Source organism: Synechococcus sp. BSA11S (assembly GCF_014224355.1).
Classification (GTDB): domain Bacteria; phylum Cyanobacteriota; class Cyanobacteriia; order PCC-6307; family Cyanobiaceae; genus Regnicoccus_A.
In genome coordinates, this window is the sequence record NZ_VNWP01000001.1 from 122,792 (window position 1) to 139,175 (window position 16,384).

16 protein-coding genes are annotated in these 16,384 nt (G+C 66.8%); 14 read left to right on the forward strand and 2 right to left on the reverse strand.

The genetic code is table 11. The features are described 5' to 3' along the window. Nucleotides 1–85: 85 nt before the first annotated feature. The 8 genes from gloA to rplL all read left to right on the forward strand — a co-directional run bounded on the left by gloA (nucleotide 86) and on the right by rplL (nucleotide 7,124). Nucleotides 86–490: a lactoylglutathione lyase gene (gene gloA / locus FPZ61_RS00665; protein WP_185464413.1), complete on the forward strand. Its 405-nt coding sequence runs from the start codon at nucleotides 86–88 to the stop codon at nucleotides 488–490. Then, nucleotides 477–3,371: an ATP-dependent Clp protease ATP-binding subunit gene (locus FPZ61_RS00670; RefSeq protein ID WP_185464270.1), complete on the forward strand. Its 2,895-nt coding sequence runs from the start codon at nucleotides 477–479 to the stop codon at nucleotides 3,369–3,371. Before gloA ends, FPZ61_RS00670 begins: the two co-directional genes overlap by 14 nt. Before the next feature lie 68 nt (nucleotides 3,372–3,439). Continuing rightward, the gene (gene secE, locus FPZ61_RS00675; protein WP_185464269.1) at nucleotides 3,440–3,688 is read left to right on the forward strand and encodes a preprotein translocase subunit SecE; all 249 of its coding nucleotides are present in this window, start codon (nucleotides 3,440–3,442) and stop codon (nucleotides 3,686–3,688) included. 136 nt (nucleotides 3,689–3,824) lie between these two features. Then, a complete protein-coding gene (gene nusG, locus FPZ61_RS00680) occupies nucleotides 3,825–4,436 on the forward strand; it encodes a transcription termination/antitermination protein NusG (protein WP_259738211.1) in 612 nt (203 codons plus the stop codon). Nucleotides 4,437–4,559: 123 nt separating this feature from the next. Then, entirely contained in the window at nucleotides 4,560–4,985 is a 426-nt protein-coding gene (gene rplK, locus FPZ61_RS00685) for a 50S ribosomal protein L11 (RefSeq protein WP_185464267.1), read from the forward strand. Nucleotides 4,986–5,117: 132 nt separating this feature from the next. Continuing rightward, nucleotides 5,118–5,825 carry a 50S ribosomal protein L1 gene (rplA, locus tag FPZ61_RS00690; protein ID WP_185464266.1) on the forward strand — a complete coding sequence of 236 codons (708 nt, stop codon included), beginning with the start codon at nucleotides 5,118–5,120 and terminating at the stop codon, nucleotides 5,823–5,825. A 325-nt stretch (nucleotides 5,826–6,150) separates the two neighbouring features. Continuing rightward, a complete protein-coding gene (rplJ, locus tag FPZ61_RS00695; protein WP_185464265.1) occupies nucleotides 6,151–6,678 on the forward strand; it encodes a 50S ribosomal protein L10 in 528 nt (175 codons plus the stop codon). A 62-nt stretch (nucleotides 6,679–6,740) separates the two neighbouring features. Beyond that, the gene (gene rplL, locus FPZ61_RS00700) at nucleotides 6,741–7,124 is read left to right on the forward strand and encodes a 50S ribosomal protein L7/L12 (RefSeq protein ID WP_185464264.1); all 384 of its coding nucleotides are present in this window, start codon (nucleotides 6,741–6,743) and stop codon (nucleotides 7,122–7,124) included. Nucleotides 7,125–7,370: 246 nt separating this feature from the next. Here rplL and FPZ61_RS00705 read toward each other — a convergent pair whose 3' ends face one another. After that, complete coding sequence (locus FPZ61_RS00705; protein ID WP_185474717.1) at nucleotides 7,371–8,096, reverse strand: DUF3747 domain-containing protein; 726 nt, start codon at nucleotides 8,094–8,096, stop codon at nucleotides 7,371–7,373. Nucleotides 8,097–8,173: 77 nt separating this feature from the next. Here FPZ61_RS00705 and FPZ61_RS00710 point away from each other — a divergent pair, with 77 nt between their 5' ends. From FPZ61_RS00710 to FPZ61_RS15410, 6 genes are all read left to right on the forward strand, one after another. Then, a complete protein-coding gene (locus tag FPZ61_RS00710) occupies nucleotides 8,174–8,947 on the forward strand; it encodes a ribonuclease H (RefSeq protein WP_185464262.1) in 774 nt (257 codons plus the stop codon). Then, entirely contained in the window at nucleotides 8,944–10,140 is a 1,197-nt protein-coding gene (locus FPZ61_RS00715) for a quinone-dependent dihydroorotate dehydrogenase (RefSeq protein WP_185464261.1), read from the forward strand. Before FPZ61_RS00710 ends, FPZ61_RS00715 begins: the two co-directional genes overlap by 4 nt. A 93-nt stretch (nucleotides 10,141–10,233) precedes the next feature. Then, a complete protein-coding gene (pilM, locus tag FPZ61_RS00720) occupies nucleotides 10,234–11,205 on the forward strand; it encodes a type IV pilus biogenesis protein PilM (protein WP_185464260.1) in 972 nt (323 codons plus the stop codon). Beyond that, a complete protein-coding gene (locus FPZ61_RS00725; protein WP_185464259.1) occupies nucleotides 11,202–11,915 on the forward strand; it encodes a PilN domain-containing protein in 714 nt (237 codons plus the stop codon). Before pilM ends, FPZ61_RS00725 begins: the two co-directional genes overlap by 4 nt. Beyond that, the gene (locus FPZ61_RS00730; RefSeq protein ID WP_185464258.1) at nucleotides 11,912–12,718 is read left to right on the forward strand and encodes a hypothetical protein; all 807 of its coding nucleotides are present in this window, start codon (nucleotides 11,912–11,914) and stop codon (nucleotides 12,716–12,718) included. The genes FPZ61_RS00725 and FPZ61_RS00730 overlap by 4 nt, the downstream gene beginning before the upstream one ends. Nucleotides 12,719–12,802: 84 nt before the next feature. Then, on the forward strand, nucleotides 12,803–15,535 hold the full coding sequence (locus FPZ61_RS15410) for a type II secretion system protein GspD (protein ID WP_255441238.1): 2,733 nt from the start codon (nucleotides 12,803–12,805) through the stop codon (nucleotides 15,533–15,535). A 22-nt stretch (nucleotides 15,536–15,557) separates the two neighbouring features. Here FPZ61_RS15410 and FPZ61_RS00740 read toward each other — a convergent pair whose 3' ends face one another. After that, nucleotides 15,558–16,379 carry a pentapeptide repeat-containing protein gene (locus FPZ61_RS00740; protein WP_185464257.1) on the reverse strand — a complete coding sequence of 274 codons (822 nt, stop codon included), beginning with the start codon at nucleotides 16,377–16,379 and terminating at the stop codon, nucleotides 15,558–15,560. Nucleotides 16,380–16,384: the final 5 nt, after the last annotated feature.

Genomic DNA, 16,384 nt, shown 5'->3' on the forward strand with positions numbered 1-16,384 from the left:
CTCCGATGTGACGGTCGGTACCGACAGACCAGACGCCGCCGACAGGGCCGACGCCAGAATCGACGCAACGAATCCGGAAACCCCCATGCGCCTGCTGCACACCATGCTCCGGGTGGGAGACCTGGAACGCTCGCTCGCTTTCTACACGGAGGTGTTGGGCATGCGGCTGCTGCGCCGCAAGGACTATCCCTCAGGCCGGTTCACGCTGGCGTTCGTGGGCTATGGCGATGAGAGCGACCACAGCGTGCTGGAGCTCACCCACAACTGGGATACTCCGGCCTACGACATCGGCAGCGGCTATGGCCACATCGCCCTTGGCGTCGACGATATCTACAGCACCTGTGCGGCGATCACCGGCAAGGGGGGACGGGTGGTGCGTGAGCCGGGGCCGATGAAGCACGGCAGCACCGTGATCGCTTTTGTGGAAGACCCTGATGGGTACAAGGTGGAACTGATTCAGTTGTCATCCAGGGCCGATGCAGCCGCCTGAACCCGTCCCCACCGGCAGCCTCACCAGCGAGCCCGACCGTTTCAGCGAGGCCGCCTGGGATCTCCTGCTGGCCTCCCAGGATCAGGCCCGCCGCTGGCGCCACGGCCAGATGGATGTGGAGCATCTGCTCCAGGCGCTGCTGCAGGATCCCCGCTTTGCAGCCTGGGTGGATCCCTTGCCGATCCAGGCCGAGCGCCTGCTCGATGGCCTGGAGGCGTTCTGCGCCGAGCAGCCCTCCTCGCCCGGCGATGACCTCTACATCGGCGAGGCCCTCGAAGACCTGCTGGAGGAGGCCGACCGGCGCCGTGCCGGCTGGGGCTCGCGTCTGCTCGACATCCCCCATCTGCTGCTGGCCCTGCTGGATGAACCTCGCCTGGGTGCCGATCTTCTGGCGGAGGAGGGTCTGACTGAGCAGGAGCTGCTGCGCCACCTCCGGCCCGGTGCCACCGCGGCCCCCGTCGCCTCCTCTCGCCGCGCCTCCTCGGCAGGGACCACTGCCGCAGGCGATCCAGCCACGCCTTCCGCAGAGGCCGGGCGTCCCCGACGCTTTGCGGCGACTGCCGTTGCGGCTGACGACTGGATCGACAGCCCATCGGCGGCACCCGCAGCCGCGGCCGTCGCGCCTGCTCCCACTCCGCCACCGCCAGCGTTCCCCCGCCATCCCATGCCTTCAGCGGGCGGCAGCCAGGCGACCAGACCACCCTCTGCCCCTGCGGAGCCTGAACTCAGCCTGGACGCCGAGCCCAGCGCCCTGGAGCAGTACGGCCGCGATCTCACCGCCGCCGCCCGCGCCGGGCTGCTCGATCCCGTGATCGGCCGCGACACCGAAATCCGGCGGCTGATCCAGGTGCTCTCCCGCCGCGGCAAGAACAACCCGGTGTTGATCGGGGAGCCCGGGGTCGGCAAGACCGCCATCGCCGAGCGGCTGGCCCAGCGCATCGCCACCGGTGAGGTGCCCGACTCCCTCAAGGGGTTGCGGCTGATCGCCCTCGACCTCGGTGCCCTGATCGCCGGGGCCAAGTTCCGCGGTCAGTTCGAGGAGCGCCTGCGCAGCGTGCTCGCCGAGGTGAAGGAGCCTGAAGCGGGCCGCGCTGATGCCGGGGTGGTGCTGTTCATCGACGAACTGCACACGGTGGTGAGCACCGACCGCTCCAGCGCCGATGCCGGCAGCATCCTCAAGCCGGCCCTGGCCCGGGGGGAGCTGCGCTGCATCGGGGCCACCACCCCGGAGGACTACCGCCGCACGGTGGAGAAGGATCCTGCCCTCAACCGTCGCTTCCAGCAGGTGCTGATCCGCGAACCCGGCAAGGAGGTGAGCCTCGAGATCCTGCGGGGCCTCAAGGAGCGCTACGAGCTCCACCACGGTGTCACCATCACCGATGGGGCCCTGCAGGCGGCGGTGCGGCTCTCCGATCGCTACATCGCCGACCGCTGCCTGCCCGACAAGGCGATCGATCTGATCGATGAGGCCGCGGCCCAGCTGCGCATGGAGGTCACCTCCAAGCCCCAGGTGGTGGAGGCCGCCGAACTCGACCTGCGCCGCATCGAGCTCGCCCTGCTCGGGGCTGAGGCGGCCTCCCAGGAGGAGCGGGTGGCCCTGCAGGAGCAGCGGCGAACGGCCCTGGAGCGGTTGCAGGATCTGCAGCGGCGCTGGCAGGCGGAGCGTGATCAGCTCGCCGAGCTGCGGGAGCTGCTGCAGCAGGACGACGAGCTGCGGCTGGCGATCGGCGAGGCCGAACGGGACGGGGAGTATGAGGAGGCGGCTCGGCTGCAGGTGGATCAGCTGCAGGTGGTGCAGCAGCGGCGTGCCGCCCTCGAGGAGGAACTTCTCGACGACCAGCGGGGAGGGCTCTCCCTGCTGCGCGAGCAGGTGGAGGAGGGCGACATCGCCGACGTGGTGGCCCGCTGGACGGGCATCCCGATCCAGCGCCTGCTGGCCGGGGAACGGCAGAAACTGCTGGAGCTGGAGCAGCGCCTGGCCGAGCGGGTGATCGGCCAGCCCGAAGCGGTGGCGGCGGTGGCCGCCTCGATCCGCCGTGCCCGGGCCGGCATGCAGGACCCCCGCCGCCCGGTGGGTTCCTTCCTCTTCCTCGGACCCACCGGCGTGGGCAAGACCGAGCTGGCCAAGGCCCTGGCGGCCGCCCTCTTCGATGAGGAGGACGCCCTGGTGAGGCTCGACATGAGTGAATTCATGGAGCGCAACGCCGTGGCCCGGCTGGTGGGAGCGCCCCCCGGTTACGTGGGCTACGAGGAGGGCGGCCAGCTCACCGAGGCCGTGCGCCGTCGGCCCTACGCCGTGCTGCTGCTCGATGAGGTGGAGAAGGCCCACCCCGAGGTGTTCAACCTGCTCCTGCAGGTGCTCGACGACGGCCGTCTCACCGACTCCCAGGGCCGCACCGTGGATTTCCGTCACACCGTGGTGGTGATGACCAGCAACCTGGCCAGTCGGGCCATTCTCGAGAGTGCCCGCAGCGGCGATGAGTCAGGTCTGGAGGCGGCGGTGGAGCGTGCTCTGGCTGGACAGTTCCGGCCCGAGTTCCTCAACCGCATCGACGAGGTGATCCGTTTCCGGCCCCTGGCGGCGGGTGATCTGGAACGGATCGTGCGCCTGCAGGTGGCGGAGCTGGCGGCCCTGCTGCAGGAGCAGCGGCTGGTGCTCGAAATCGATGAAGCGGTGGTGAGCAGGCTGGCGGAGCTTGGCTACGAGCCGGAATTCGGGGCCCGCCCCCTGCGCCGGGTGCTGCGCCGCCGCATCGAAAACCCCCTGGCCACCGAACTGCTGGAGGACCACTTCCGCGGGGCCCGTGGCGTGCGGGTGAGCCTCGGCGACCCCAGTGGCCCGGGGGGCGCCGACGGCCTGCGGTTCCTGCCTCTGGAGTGAAGGCGGAAAGGGTGTCCGGTAGGGTGTTCGTTTGCCGGTACGCCTTGCCGTCCGGTGCGCTCGCGCCCTTGGATTCTCCCAGCCGCACCACCACCCCCGACGACACTGCCCCCCAGGAGGTCAACCCTGGGGAACGGTCTGGTCCTGCTGGTTTCGTCTCTTCCACCCTGGAAGAGCTGCGCAAGGTGGTCTGGCCCAGCCGTCAGCAGCTGTTCAGCGAGTCGGTGGCGGTGATCCTGATGGTGAGCCTCTCGGCTGCCACCATCGCGGCCGTCGATCGTTTCTACAGCTGGGCCTCCAGCCAGGTTTTCCCCTGAGGCAGCAACGGTCCTGCCGCTGCCTCCCCCGTCCTGATCCCTCCTGAGCTCCCACTCCTCCGTCCCCGTGTCCGAAGCCGATCTCGTCACCGCAACCAGCCCCGACGGGGCCCTTGAGGACGCCGTCGTCGAAGACGTGCTCGCCCTTGAAGCTCCGCCGGAATCCGAGCGGCAGGGCAAGCCGATGGTGGCCCGCTGGTATGCGGTGCAGGTGGCTTCCAGCTGTGAGAAGAAGGTGAAGGCCACCCTGGAGCAGCGCGCGATCACCCTGGGGGTCGACAGCCGCATCCTCGAGATCGAGATCCCCCAGACCCCGGCGGTGAAGCTCAAGAAAGACGGCAGCCGTCAGGCCGCCGAGGAAAAGGTCTTCCCCGGCTACGTGCTGGTGCGGATGATGCTCGATGAAGACACGATGATGGCGGTGCGGAGCACACCGAACGTGATCAACTTCGTGGGTCAGGAGGAGCGCCGCTCCACCGGCCGGGCCCGCGGTCACATCAAGCCGAGGCCGCTCAGCCGCCAGGAGGTCGACCGGATCTTCAAGCGTGCCGCTGAGAAGAAGCCCGTTGTCAAGGTCGATCTGGCCGAGGGCGATCAGATCCTCGTCACGGCCGGTCCTTTCAAAGACTTCCAGGGGGAGGTGATCGAGGTGTCGGGCGAGCGGAGCAAGCTCAAGGCCCTGCTCTCGATCTTCGGCCGGGAAACCCCGGTGGAACTGGAGTTCTCCCAGATCAGCAAGCAGAGCTGATCCCCCTGCGGCCGTCTCCCTGCGGAGGGCGGCCCTGGCTGAGGGCACCGGACCGGTGCCCTCAGCAGACGCCTCGACCCAAGGGTCAGGCGATCCGCATCGCTTCCCTCCGTAGACCAGCCGATGGCCAAAAAAGTCGTTGCCGTGATCAAGCTGGCGCTCAACGCCGGCAAAGCCAACCCCGCACCACCGGTGGGCCCTGCCCTCGGTCAGCACGGGGTGAACATCATGGCGTTCTGCAAGGAGTACAACGCCCGCACCCAGGACAAGGCCGGTTATGTGATCCCGGTGGAGATTTCGGTCTTCGAAGACCGCAGCTTCACCTTCATCACCAAGACCCCGCCGGCTTCGGTGCTGATCACCAAGGCCGCCGGGATCGAGAAGGGTGCCGCCACCTCTGCCAAAGGCAGCGTGGGCGCCATCAGCCGTGCCCAGCTCCAGGAGATCGCCAGCACCAAGTTGCCCGACCTCAACTGCTCCAATCTGGATTCAGCCATGCGCATCATTGAGGGCACCGCCCGCAACATGGGCGTCGCCATCAGCGACTGAGTTCCACTGGAGCCCTGCTCCACCTGTTCCGCTTCACTCCACCATTCACCCCATCCGGGGGAGACAGTCGCCGCCTGCCCTGGCCTCAGCCCTGCCCGCGGACAACCTGTCGCCTGAACCCCGCTCAAACCCATGCCCAAGACATCCAAACGGTTCACCGCCCTGCTCGAGACGATCGAGGACCGTGACTACACGCCGAACGAGGCCCTCGAGCTGGTCAAGGCCAACGCCAACGCCAAGTTCGATGAAACGATCGAAGCCCACGTGCGCCTCGGCATCGATCCCAAATACACCGATCAGCAGCTGCGCACCACCGTGGCCCTGCCCAGGGGCACCGGCCAGACCATCCGCATCGCCGTGATCGCCCGTGGCGAGAAGGTGGCCGAGGCCAAGGCCGCCGGCGCAGACCTCGCCGGCGACGACGATCTGGTGGAGGCCATCGCCGGCGGCCAGATGGACTTCGACCTGCTGATCGCCACCCCGGACATGATGCCCAAGGTGGCCAAGCTGGGCCGGGTGCTCGGTCCCCGCGGCCTGATGCCGAACCCCAAGGCCGGCACCGTGGCCACCGATCTTGCTGCGGCCATCGACGAATTCAAGGCGGGCAAGCTGGAGTTCCGTGCCGACCGCAGCGGCATCGTGCATGTGCGCTTCGGCAAGGCGAGTTTCACGGTGGAGGCTCTGCTGGAGAACCTCAAGGCTCTGCAGGAAACAATCGATCGTCAGAAGCCCAGCGGTGCCAAGGGCCGCTACTGGCGCAGCCTCTACTTGACCTCCACGATGGGCCCCTCGGTCCCGGTTGACTTCACCGCCCTTCAGGACCTCAAGCTCGAGGGCTGAGGTTCGCCTCCAACCCCGGGACGGCTCGCGTGTAAGTTGGAGGATCGGGCACGCGCCCGGCCCAAGACAGCAGGTCAGGGCTGCGGCCTCCAGGCTTCCCGCTTCAGCGGGTGATCCGGTGGCCACGGTCTTCGTAAACCCTGCCGAGGTGCACGCGACTTTTTTCCGGTTCGGATTCTCCGGGCGGATCACCGTTCAGCGGCCTCGAGACTTCACTCCGGTCTGCACCGGCTGCGAAGTCGGCTGAGCCTTCTGGCCCCAGTGGTCAGTGGCCCGGCCTCGGTGCCGCGTTCCCGGCTTGTTCCCCTCGATCCGTACCAAACCCATGGGCCGCACGCTGGAGAGCAAGCAACAGATCATCGAAGAGCTCAAGGGGCTCCTCGGTGAGGCCGAAATGGCGCTGGTCCTTGATTACAAGGGCCTGTCCATCAAGGAGATGTCTGATCTGCGGACCCGTCTGCAGGCCAGCAACGGCATCTGCAAGGTGACCAAGAACACCTTGATGCGCCGTGCCATCGATGGAAACAGCGCCTGGTCGGAACTCGATTCCCTGCTCACCGGCACCAATGCCTTCGTCCTGATCAAGGGCGATGTGGGTGGTGCCGTCAAGGCCGTTCAGTCCTTCCAGAAGGACACGAAGAAGTCGGATGTGAAGGGAGGCCTTTTCGAAGGCAAGCTCCTCTCCCAGAACGACATCAAGGCCATTGCCGAGCTGCCCTCCAAGGAGGCGCTGATCGCCCAGATTGCCGGTGCGATCAATGCCGTGGCCACCAAGCTGGCCGTTGGCATCAACGAAGTTCCCTCCGGTCTCGCCAGAGCCCTCAACCAGCACGCCGAAGGCGACGCCAGCTGAGCACTCCGCATCCATCCGGCCACGCCGGCTCCACCCCACCGATCTGTTGCTGACTCTCAACCATGACCACCAAAACTGACGACATTCTCGATTCGCTGAAAACTCTCTCCCTGCTGGAAGCTTCCGAGCTTGTCAAGCAGATCGAAGAGGCCTTCGGTGTGTCTGCCGCCGCTTCCGCTGGCGTGATGGTGGCTGCGGCTCCCGCCGCTGCCGCTGAGGCCGCTGAAGAGCAGACCGAATTCGATGTGATTCTCGAAAGCTTCGACGCCGCCGCCAAGATCAAGGTGCTCAAGGCCGTCCGCGAGGCCACCGGTCTTGGCCTGGGCGAAGCCAAGGCCCTGGTCGAGGCAGCCCCCAAGGCTGTCAAGGAAGGCATCGCCAAGGCCGATGCCGAGGCTCTCAAGAAGTCGATTGAAGAAGTGGGCGGCAAGGTCACCATCAAGTGATCAGGCCCGGCGGGGGCCTGCCCTCCGCCACCCCCCTTTCATTCACCTCAGCCGGCCTCTCGGGGCCGGCTTTTTGCTGGACAAAGGCAAAAAAAAACCCCGCCGAAGGCAGGGTTTCAGAGGTGGAACGATGCCGGGAGTCTGTCCTCGTTTCGACCCCGGGAGAGCGTTCTGCACTCCTCACACAAGAAGAATTTATGGGATGGATCGTTGGGGTGCCAGCGGCGAGGGTCGCTGTGTCGACTGTCACTCCTTGAAGGGCACCACCTGCAGGGCGATCGGCCCACTGTCGAGCTCGCCGCCACCGGCCAGGTCGGCCACATCACGCCCGAGGCTGGAGATGACTCCGCTGGAGATGGGCTGAAGCGGCTGGGCACCCTCGCTGTTGCTGCCACCACCACCGGAGCTGGCGATCAGTTGCTCCAGGGGGCTGCTGGCGGCGAAATAGATGTGATTCAGCGCCTGCTGGCCGTAGAGCCGGCGGTTGAGCTGCCAGTCGGTTTCGAGGCGGATGGGGACGAATCCATCGGAATCGCGGCGGCTCACCTGGCCACGGCCCACCAGCAGCAGCGTGGTGTCCGCCGGGCTCATGGCCTGCAACTGAATCTCGTCGCCCACCTGGCTCAGGCGCAGGCGGTAGCGGCTGGCCAGGTCCTGGTCAGCCACCCGCAGGGAATAGGCGTTGCTGCCGGCGTAGCTGGCGCAGACCCCCTTGGAGTCGAAGCGGTTCATCGCCGCGTCCACCAGCCCATCAGGTCGCTCCTGCCAGCAGGGCTGACCGTTGGCCACCTGCTCGATCAGCACCAGCGACCAGTCGGCCAGGCCGACCGGCTTGGCCAGGACTGCAAAGCGGGATGCTTCAACCGGCTGGGTGTCGAACACGCCGGCTGCCACAGCCAGGGGAGTTGTGACGGCCTGCAGCGTGGTGGCCGCAAGCCCGGCCCCCGCAAGGGCCAGGTAGGTTCGCTGCATGGTGGATTTTTTGCGTCCCAACATCGTCACCAAGGTCTACGGCACCACTGTCTACCGAACAATTGCCGGTCTGCCCAGTGGCTGCTGAGCAGACACGGGTGGTGGCTGCAGCCTGCGACGGGGCCTGCAGCGGCAATCCTGGCCCGGGGGGCTGGGGCTGTCTTCTGCGTTTCGAAGATGGCAGCGTGCGCGAGCTGGGAGGTGCGGCGGCGGCCACCACCAACAACCGCATGGAGCTCACCGCCGCCCTGGCTCTGATGGAGGAGTTGCGCCAGTGGCCTCTTCACCCGGATCTGCGCCTGCGCACCGACAGCCGCTACCTGATCGACGGTCTGACCAAGTGGATGCCGGGCTGGAAGCGCAAGGGCTGGCGCACCGCCTCCGGTGGACCGGTGCTCAATCGTGACCTCTGGGAGGAGCTGGACCGGGCCCGTTTGCCAGGGCTGTCCCTGGCCCATGTGAAGGGCCACAGCGGTGATCCCGACAACGACCGCTGCGATGCGATTGCCGTGGCCTTCTCCCGGGGGGGTGTCCCCGATCTGGCCCAGGGACCTGGATCCGGGGGCACCAGGCGTGATCCTGAGCCCGCCCCTTCAGGGCAGGATCAGCTCGAGCAGCCGGCTCCCGCTGACCTCGGTGCTCTGCTCACCCGCCTTGAAGTGGCCGACCGCCTCGCCAGCGGAGGCTATGCCCTCACGGCTGGTGAGCTGGCCCGTCTGGTGGAGCAGCCGCTGGCCCGGCTGCAGCAGCGGCAGGGGCCATGGATCTGGCGCGACTGGCGGGTGTTCCCCACTGGTGAGGGCCGCTGGCGACTTGAGCGCACCAAGCCCGCCCTGCAGGAGGCCCCATGATCCTGGAGCGATCCGAGCGAGACGCCACCGCCACTGCGGGGACCAGCACCGGCGCCCTCTACAGCCGATGGGTGGGTCCGCTGCTGGCCCGCGATGAAGGGGCCGACGCTGAGCAGCTCAGTGCGCTCACCCTCGCGGCCCTGGCCCAGGCCTCCCTGCGCCGCAACTGGCCTGTGGTGGCCGGCAGCCTGGCGGGCCTCGGCGCCGAACTCCAGCGGCGTGACCATCGCTTCGAGCAGACCCTGTTCGGCTGCCGCTTCGCCAATCCGGTGGGGCTGGCCGCCGGCTTCGACAAGAACGCGGTGGCGGCGGCGATCTGGCACCTGTTCGGCTTCGGCTTCGCCGAACTCGGCACCATCACCTGGCACGCCCAGCCAGGCAACCCCCGGCCCCGTCTGTTTCGCCTGGCTCAGGAGCGGGCTGCCCTCAACCGGATGGGCTTCAACAACGACGGCGCCTTGGGGGTGAAGCGCAACCTCATGCGCCAGCAGATGCCGTTGCCGGGGCAGAGGCCGGCGGTGCTGGGCCTCAATCTGGGCAAGTCGAAGATCACCTCCCTCGAACTCGCCGCCGACGACTACGCCTCCTCCCTGGAGCTCCTCTCGCCCCTGGCCGACTATGTGGTGATCAACGTGAGTTCTCCCAACACCCCGGGCCTGCGGGATCTGCAGGACGCCGTGCAGCTGCGGCGCCTGGTGGAGCGTCTGCGGCGTCTCTCGGCCTGCCCGCCATTGCTGGTCAAGATCGCCCCTGACCTGGAGGATGACGCCATCGACACGATTGCGCGCCTGGCCTATGAGGAGGGGCTGGCGGGTGTGATTGCGGTGAACACCAGCGTCAACCGCCTGGGGCTGGAGCACCGCCGCCTTCCCCAGACGGGGCGGACCCTGGCTGAGGAGGCCGGCGGCCTCAGCGGAGCCCCCCTGCGCGGCCGTGCTCTGGAAGTGATCCGGCGGCTGAGGGCCACGGCAGGTCCTGCCCTGCCGCTGATCGGGGTGGGCGGGATCGATTCCCCCGAGGCCGCCTGGGAGCGGATCACGGCAGGAGCCTCCCTGATCCAGCTCTACACCGGCTGGATCTATCAGGGCCCCGGGCTGGTCCCGGCGATTCTCGAGGGCCTTGCCGACCAGCTGGATCGGCATGGCTGCAGCCATCTCAGTGAGGCCGTGGGCAGCGGCCTGCCCTGGCGCTGAAAGGACCGGGACCCTCGCGGAGCAGGGTTGTGCAAGGAGGTGCGCAAACGGCCGCTGACCGATACGCTTCTGGCGGATTAAGGAAAGCGCACCTTGGTCCTGGCCGGCGTGCAGGAACAGCTCAAGCCCCTTGCAAAGCGGCTGTTTCCGCGCCTGGTCTGGCTTGCCCTCACGGATGACGCGGTCACGGTGCTGACCACCAAGGGGACGGGCCAGCCTGCGCAGGTGGACCTGCTGCAGCGGGTTCCCCTGCCCCGCGGGGCCTGCTCCGAAGGGGATCCGCAGGAGGTGATGGCCCTGGGCGACCTGATCGGTGATCTGCTGGTGGAACTGGGCCTGGTGGAGGCCGATGTCGCGGTGGTGCTGCCTGCGGCGGCCTGTGTCTGGAGGGTGGTGCAGTGGCCCTTCGACGACTGGCCCGAGGCGCCGGACGAGGCCCTGCGCCAGATCGATCCTGCGCTGGGCCTGCCCTACGACCTCTCTCAGGCCTACCTCAGCCTCCTGCCTCTTGAAGGCTCCGGCGCTCCGGAGACAGGTTGCTCCTCCCTGCTGGTCACGGCCCCCCGCCAGCGGGTGCTCCGTTGGATCGAGGTCTTCGACATCGCCGGCGTTCAGCTGGTGCGGCTGGAAGCCGCCCAGGTGTGCGAGCTGCGGGCGCTGGCGCCTCTGCTGGAAGGGGCTGAGCCTGGGCAGTTGGAGGTGCTGATGGTGCCTGAAGACCGGGGTGCGCGGCTCACCCTGCTGCGCCATGGTGTGCCGGAGTATGGCCGTGCGTTGACGGGGGCCATGGCCGATCTCATTCCCCAGCTCGAACGTTGCATCACCTACTGGCACTCGCGGGATGCCGCTGTCACAGGAGTTCGTCTCTGGCTGGGGGGCTCAAACCCCGACCTGCCCCTGCTGGCCGAGAACCTGCGCCGCAGCGGTGAGTGGTCTGTTCAGATCCTTGATCCGGTGGTCATGGGCTGGATGGCCTTGCCCCAGCAGGATGGCGATGGAGAGCTGCCGCCCGGCTGGGCCCTGAGCTCCCTCCATGGCCTGATGCAGGCGGAGCCGGCCCGATGAGTCAAGTGCTGCCTGGCCTGGATCTGCTGCGGGAACGCCGGCTCGAGCTGGGTCTGCCGGCCGAACCACCCCAGCCGCCCCCGGCCAGACGACTGCTCCTGATCGGATCGCTCGTCGGTGGCTCCATTGCGCTGGTCACTGTGGGGGCTTCGTTGCTGCTCAAGCTGCAGGGGATGCTGCTGGAGCAGGAACTCGCTCGGCTGGCTCCCGTGCGGGGCCAGGTGGAGTCGATCGAGGCCGAACTCGCTGCTGACAAGATCAACCTGGACCGCAAGACCAAGGGCAATGATCAGCTGGTGCGCGGCCTGGTGACCGTGCGTTCGGGCTCTGCCTTCTTGACTGATCTGGCTGGCCGTACGCCGGCCGAGTTGCAGCTCTCCTCGGTGCAGGTCGGCAAGGATGATCTGCAGATCAAGGGCCGGACCGGTGATCCAGGAGCGTTCGAGCGGATCAACGCCCTCATGCTGAGCCTGAAGTCGTCCCCGCTGATCGATCCGGCCAGCGTGACGCTCAGCCGTGCGATCCGCAACGACACCGATCCCAATCAGTCCAGCAAGGGGCAGGAGAGCGGGCTGGTGGACTTTGATCTCAGTGCTGCCTTCCGCCCCCCCCCATCCAGCTCGGTCCAGCTGAAGCAGTTGCAGGATCTGGGTGCGGGTGGCATGGCCCGCCGCCTCGAGCTGCTGGAGGAGGAGGGTCTGCTGCGATGACCAACCTTCAGCAGGGTGCTCAGCCCCGATCCCAACTGCTGCGCAACGGTCTGCTGATCGGATTGCCCGTGGCGGCCGGCGTGATGGTGGCCTCCCTGGTGGCCCTGTTGGGGGTCTTCCAGCCCTGGGATCAGCTGCGCCGGGATCAGCTCCAGCTCGATGAGCTTCGGGGCATGAACGAGCGGCTGCCCCTGCTGCGAGGCCAGCGATTGCGTCAGCTCGATCAGCTCAAGACGGTGAACGGCCAGAGGGCGAGCCTGCTCAGGCTGATTGCCGGCAGTGGGCAGATCAGCACCTTTCTCGCTCAGCTCAACCGTGAGGCCACCGCCACAGGGGTGCAGCTCGACGTGTTCGAACCACTGCCTGACCCCGTGGCCACAGCCCCTGCCCAGGGCGGCAACTCTTCTGCTTCTCCGGCGCCTGCGGCCGGCGACGAGACGAAGAAGACCCCGCCGTCGGATCCACTCGAAGCCGATGGCCTGCGCAGGACCATCCTGCTGCTGAGTGCCCGGGGCCGCTACCCGAATCTGCTGGTGTTCATGCGCCGGCTGGAGCGACTCAGCCTTCTGGTGGCTCAGAGCGATCTCAACCTTGACCTCGAGGCGATCCCTGCTCAGGCCCAGCAGCAGGCCGCCAACAGCCCGGCATCTCAGGGCCAGAGGATTCCGCTGGTGGTCTTGAAGCTGAACCTTGCCCTTTACAGCAAGGGCCCTGGTCTCACGCCTGCCTCCGGCCGGGCCACGGCGGCGGCGGCTCCCACGCCAACCCCAGCACCACCTGAGCCTCCGCCGCCGCCCCAGTAATCCTCCACGGTGGAGTTGTTGACCAGGGGGATGCTGGTCATTTTATCCAGTTGCTTATACCATTCCGGCGAAATAGGTGCGTGGATGAATTCTGCAGGCGTCGGATTGCGTGCCGGTATGTGGCTGGGTGCCGCCACCGCCCTGCTCACCTCGCTTCCCCTGGTGGTGTCACCTGTGCCTGCGGTAGCCCAGGCGTCCATCCGACAGGACGGTCTGCAGCTCAAGCTTCGTCGCCTGCCGGATGCTCTGGAACTGGTGATCCAGGATGCCGGCACCGGCAGCGATCTGCGTCAGCAGATGCAGGGCCAGGTGTGGGTCGGTGAGCTGCGCACCGGACAGATCCGTGGGCTCAAGGCCGGCCCCCAGTCGCTCTCGATGACCGATGCAGGCGTCGATTCGATCACCTTCGAAGGCACAGGCACTGAATTTCAGCTGAAGGTCACGCCGATGCCGGGGCGCAACCTGGGCACGCCGGTGGTGAGCAGCGACGGTCGCGACCTCACCGTGCGCTTCAACGCCCCGCAACTGCCCGTGAGCCAGACGGCCCAGGTGAATCTGCGGGCACCCGCGCGGGTGCCGACGGCGCCCTACGTGCCGCCCCTGCGGCCCCGGGCGGTGGCGCCCCCGTCGGGGGACATCGCCGTGGGCACGATGACGATCCGCAACCGCGGCTACCTCAGCCTCTACGGCCCGCCGGTGACCCTCACCACCCGTGCGGCCAATCCCCGTGACGTGCTGATGGTGCTGGCGCAGATGGGGGGGTATGGCTTCGCTTTCTCCGATCCCTCGATGGCGGGGGGGATCAATGGTCAGGGGGCACCGATGCCTGCTCCTCCCGCCCCGGTGACGGTGGCGTTCCAGGGCGAGCCCTACGAGCGGGCCTTCAACTTCGTTCTGCTCTCCTCCGGGCTGCAGGCCCGCAAGGAGGGCAACACGATCCTGGTGGGATCCGACGTCCTGGGCAAGACCATCGGCCCTCAGATGTCGAAGGTGTACCGCCTCAATCAGGTGGGGGCCAATTCGGCGGCGGATTACCTGGCCAACCTCGGCGCTCAGGTCACCAAGACCAACACGATCACCACGGCTGTGTCCCAGGGCGTGCCGCTGGGGGCTCAGCCTGCCGGAACCGGGCTGAGTGCCACCTCCCAGAGCACCACCTCCACCCAGCAGACCGTGGAAGCCTTCGGGGCCTCCTCCGGGCCACTGGTGGGGCTGCGGGCCACCACCGATCCACGCCTGGGCACGATCACGATCGTGGGTGAGCCTTCGCTGGTGGCGATCGGCGAGCAATACCTCAAGCAGCTGGATCTCCGTCAGCGCCAGGTGGCACTTTCAGTGAAAATCCTCGATGTGACCCTCACGAATGACACCGAGATCGACAACAGCTTCGCTTTCCGCTTTGGCAACAACTTCATCGTCAATGATGGCGGCCGGCTGCTGGCGGCCTTCGGGCGTAACCTTCCGGCCAATGCCGAGGATTTCAGCGACGCCAACACCCGTGAGTTCTTTGGCTCATCCTTGAGCTCTTCAAGTAATTCCCTGGTAAACTCCGGCAGTGATTCGACGTCGGGCTCAAGCTCAAGCAGCCAGTCTGGCAGTACGTCTGGATCTGGAACCGACTCCTCATTCAGTGAGGATCTCACCTTGTCGCTGAACAACGGCTGGTCGCTGAATCAGAACCAGATCAGTGACGTGAATCGTCAGTTGTTCCGCGAAACCGGTACGGAGATCCAGCCCTTTGATGTTGAGCGCTTCATCCCCAATCCCAATTTCAACGAAGGTGCTGAAGACCCTGGCGACCGCTTCATCACTGTCACGGACACGGAATATCGCATCGTCCCGACAGGGCGCACCACGCGAGCCATCACCAATGACCTCACGTCCAGGATTTCCCAGATCGTCTCGTCACAGGTCAACAGCGGCGTGAACATCGCCCGCAGTCGTGGAGGATTCTCCAATTCCGGCTCCAGCTCCAGCTCCAACTCGGGCAGAACAGGTTCGAACAACTCCCGTTCAGGCTCCGACACCATTTCGCAGTCTTCCTCCGACTCCTTCCAGAACTACTCCGGATCCAGGAGTCGCAACCCCGGCCTGAACTATCCCGACAACGAGTTCTTCAGCTTTCTGCAGGCTCAGATCGTCTCGGAGAATGCCAAGGTACTGGCCAGCCCCACCCTGATCCTCAGTGAGAATCCCGAAGTCATTGAAGGGGGTGCCAATGTCGGAGGGGGAGGCTTGGGAGGACAGGCCGGTGACACCTCCGGCCTCAGCCCGGCCACCATCGGCCGCACCCGGGCCAATGAATCCTTTGTGACCGTGGGTCGCCAGGTGGTCTCGGCCTACGACGTCACCAACACGGCCAACGTGGGCACCAGTTGCGAGCCCACCTTCAGCACGGCGGGGCTCACCTTCGGTGCCCGGGTCTCGAAGATCGACGACAATGGGTTCGTGACCTTCACCCTCTCCCCGGCCATCTCGGGAGTGGTGGGCCGCCAGCCGGTGCCGGGCTGTGGCTTCATCGACATCCTGCGCCTGCGCCGCCTCGACACCGGCAGCGTGCGCGTACGCGACGGCCAGACCCTGATTCTCACCGGGGTCATCTCTGACGATGATTTCCAGGTGGTCTCCAAGTGGCCCATTCTGGGTGATCTGCCTCTGCTGGGTCAGTTCTTCCGCAGAACAAACGGTTCGCGCAACAAAAATGAACTGGTGATTCTGGTGACCCCGCGCATCATCGATGATCAGCAGGGTGGCACCTATGGCTATGGCTACACCCCGTCAACCCGGGATGCCCGCCGCTTGATCTACAGCCCCTGACCCCTCGTCGCCCGCCTGAGGATCAGAAGGCCAGGGGGGCGAAGTATTTGACCGCCAGCGGTGCCAGCTGCTGGAAGATCGCCGTGGCGCTCTGCAGGAACTGGCCGCCCCAGCCATTGCCGGCACTGTTGCCCTGGGGATTCTTCTTGAGGTCTTCAGCCCCCTGGCGCACCTGCTGGGCCACCTTGGTGTTGCCCTGTTTCTCGAACAGACTGGCGGCGTAGGTGAAGTCGGCGGCGGCCAGGTCGCGCTTGGCCTGCTCCGCCCGGCTGATCCCCCGGGCCAGCCAGCTCAGGGCCGCGTCGGGCTGCTTGAGAATGGCCTGGTTGAAATAGGTTTCCGCTTCGCTGGCTTGGCCCTGCAGGGCTGCCTCCACGCCGGAATTGTGCAGATCGGCGTAGCTGCTGGCGCTTGGATTCACGCCAACAGCCTGTTTCCAGTGGCTGCGAGCCAGCCCGTCCACGTCAAGCAGCGCGCCACTGAGGTCGGATTCACGCAGATCCGTGCCCTCCAGCTGGGCACCACGCAGGTCGGCGCCGCGCAGGGAGGCCCCCAGCAGCGAGGTGAAGGTCAGGTCGGCTCCCTGGAGATTGGCGCCATCGAGCTGGGCGCGGCTGAGGTTGGCCCGCTGCAACTGAGCCTTGCTCAGGTCGGCGTCACGCAGGTCGGCATGGACCAGATCCGCATCCTGAAGGCGGCAGCTCGAGCAGGCCCGCTGGTCGAGCAGCCGCATCACGTCGTTGGCGTCGGCGGCTTGCACCGCTCCACTCGTCAGCTGGGTGCTGGTGGCGAGCAGCAGAGCTCCCCTCAGAAGAGGGCGATGGGTTCGCAGCGAGGGCGCCATGCCGG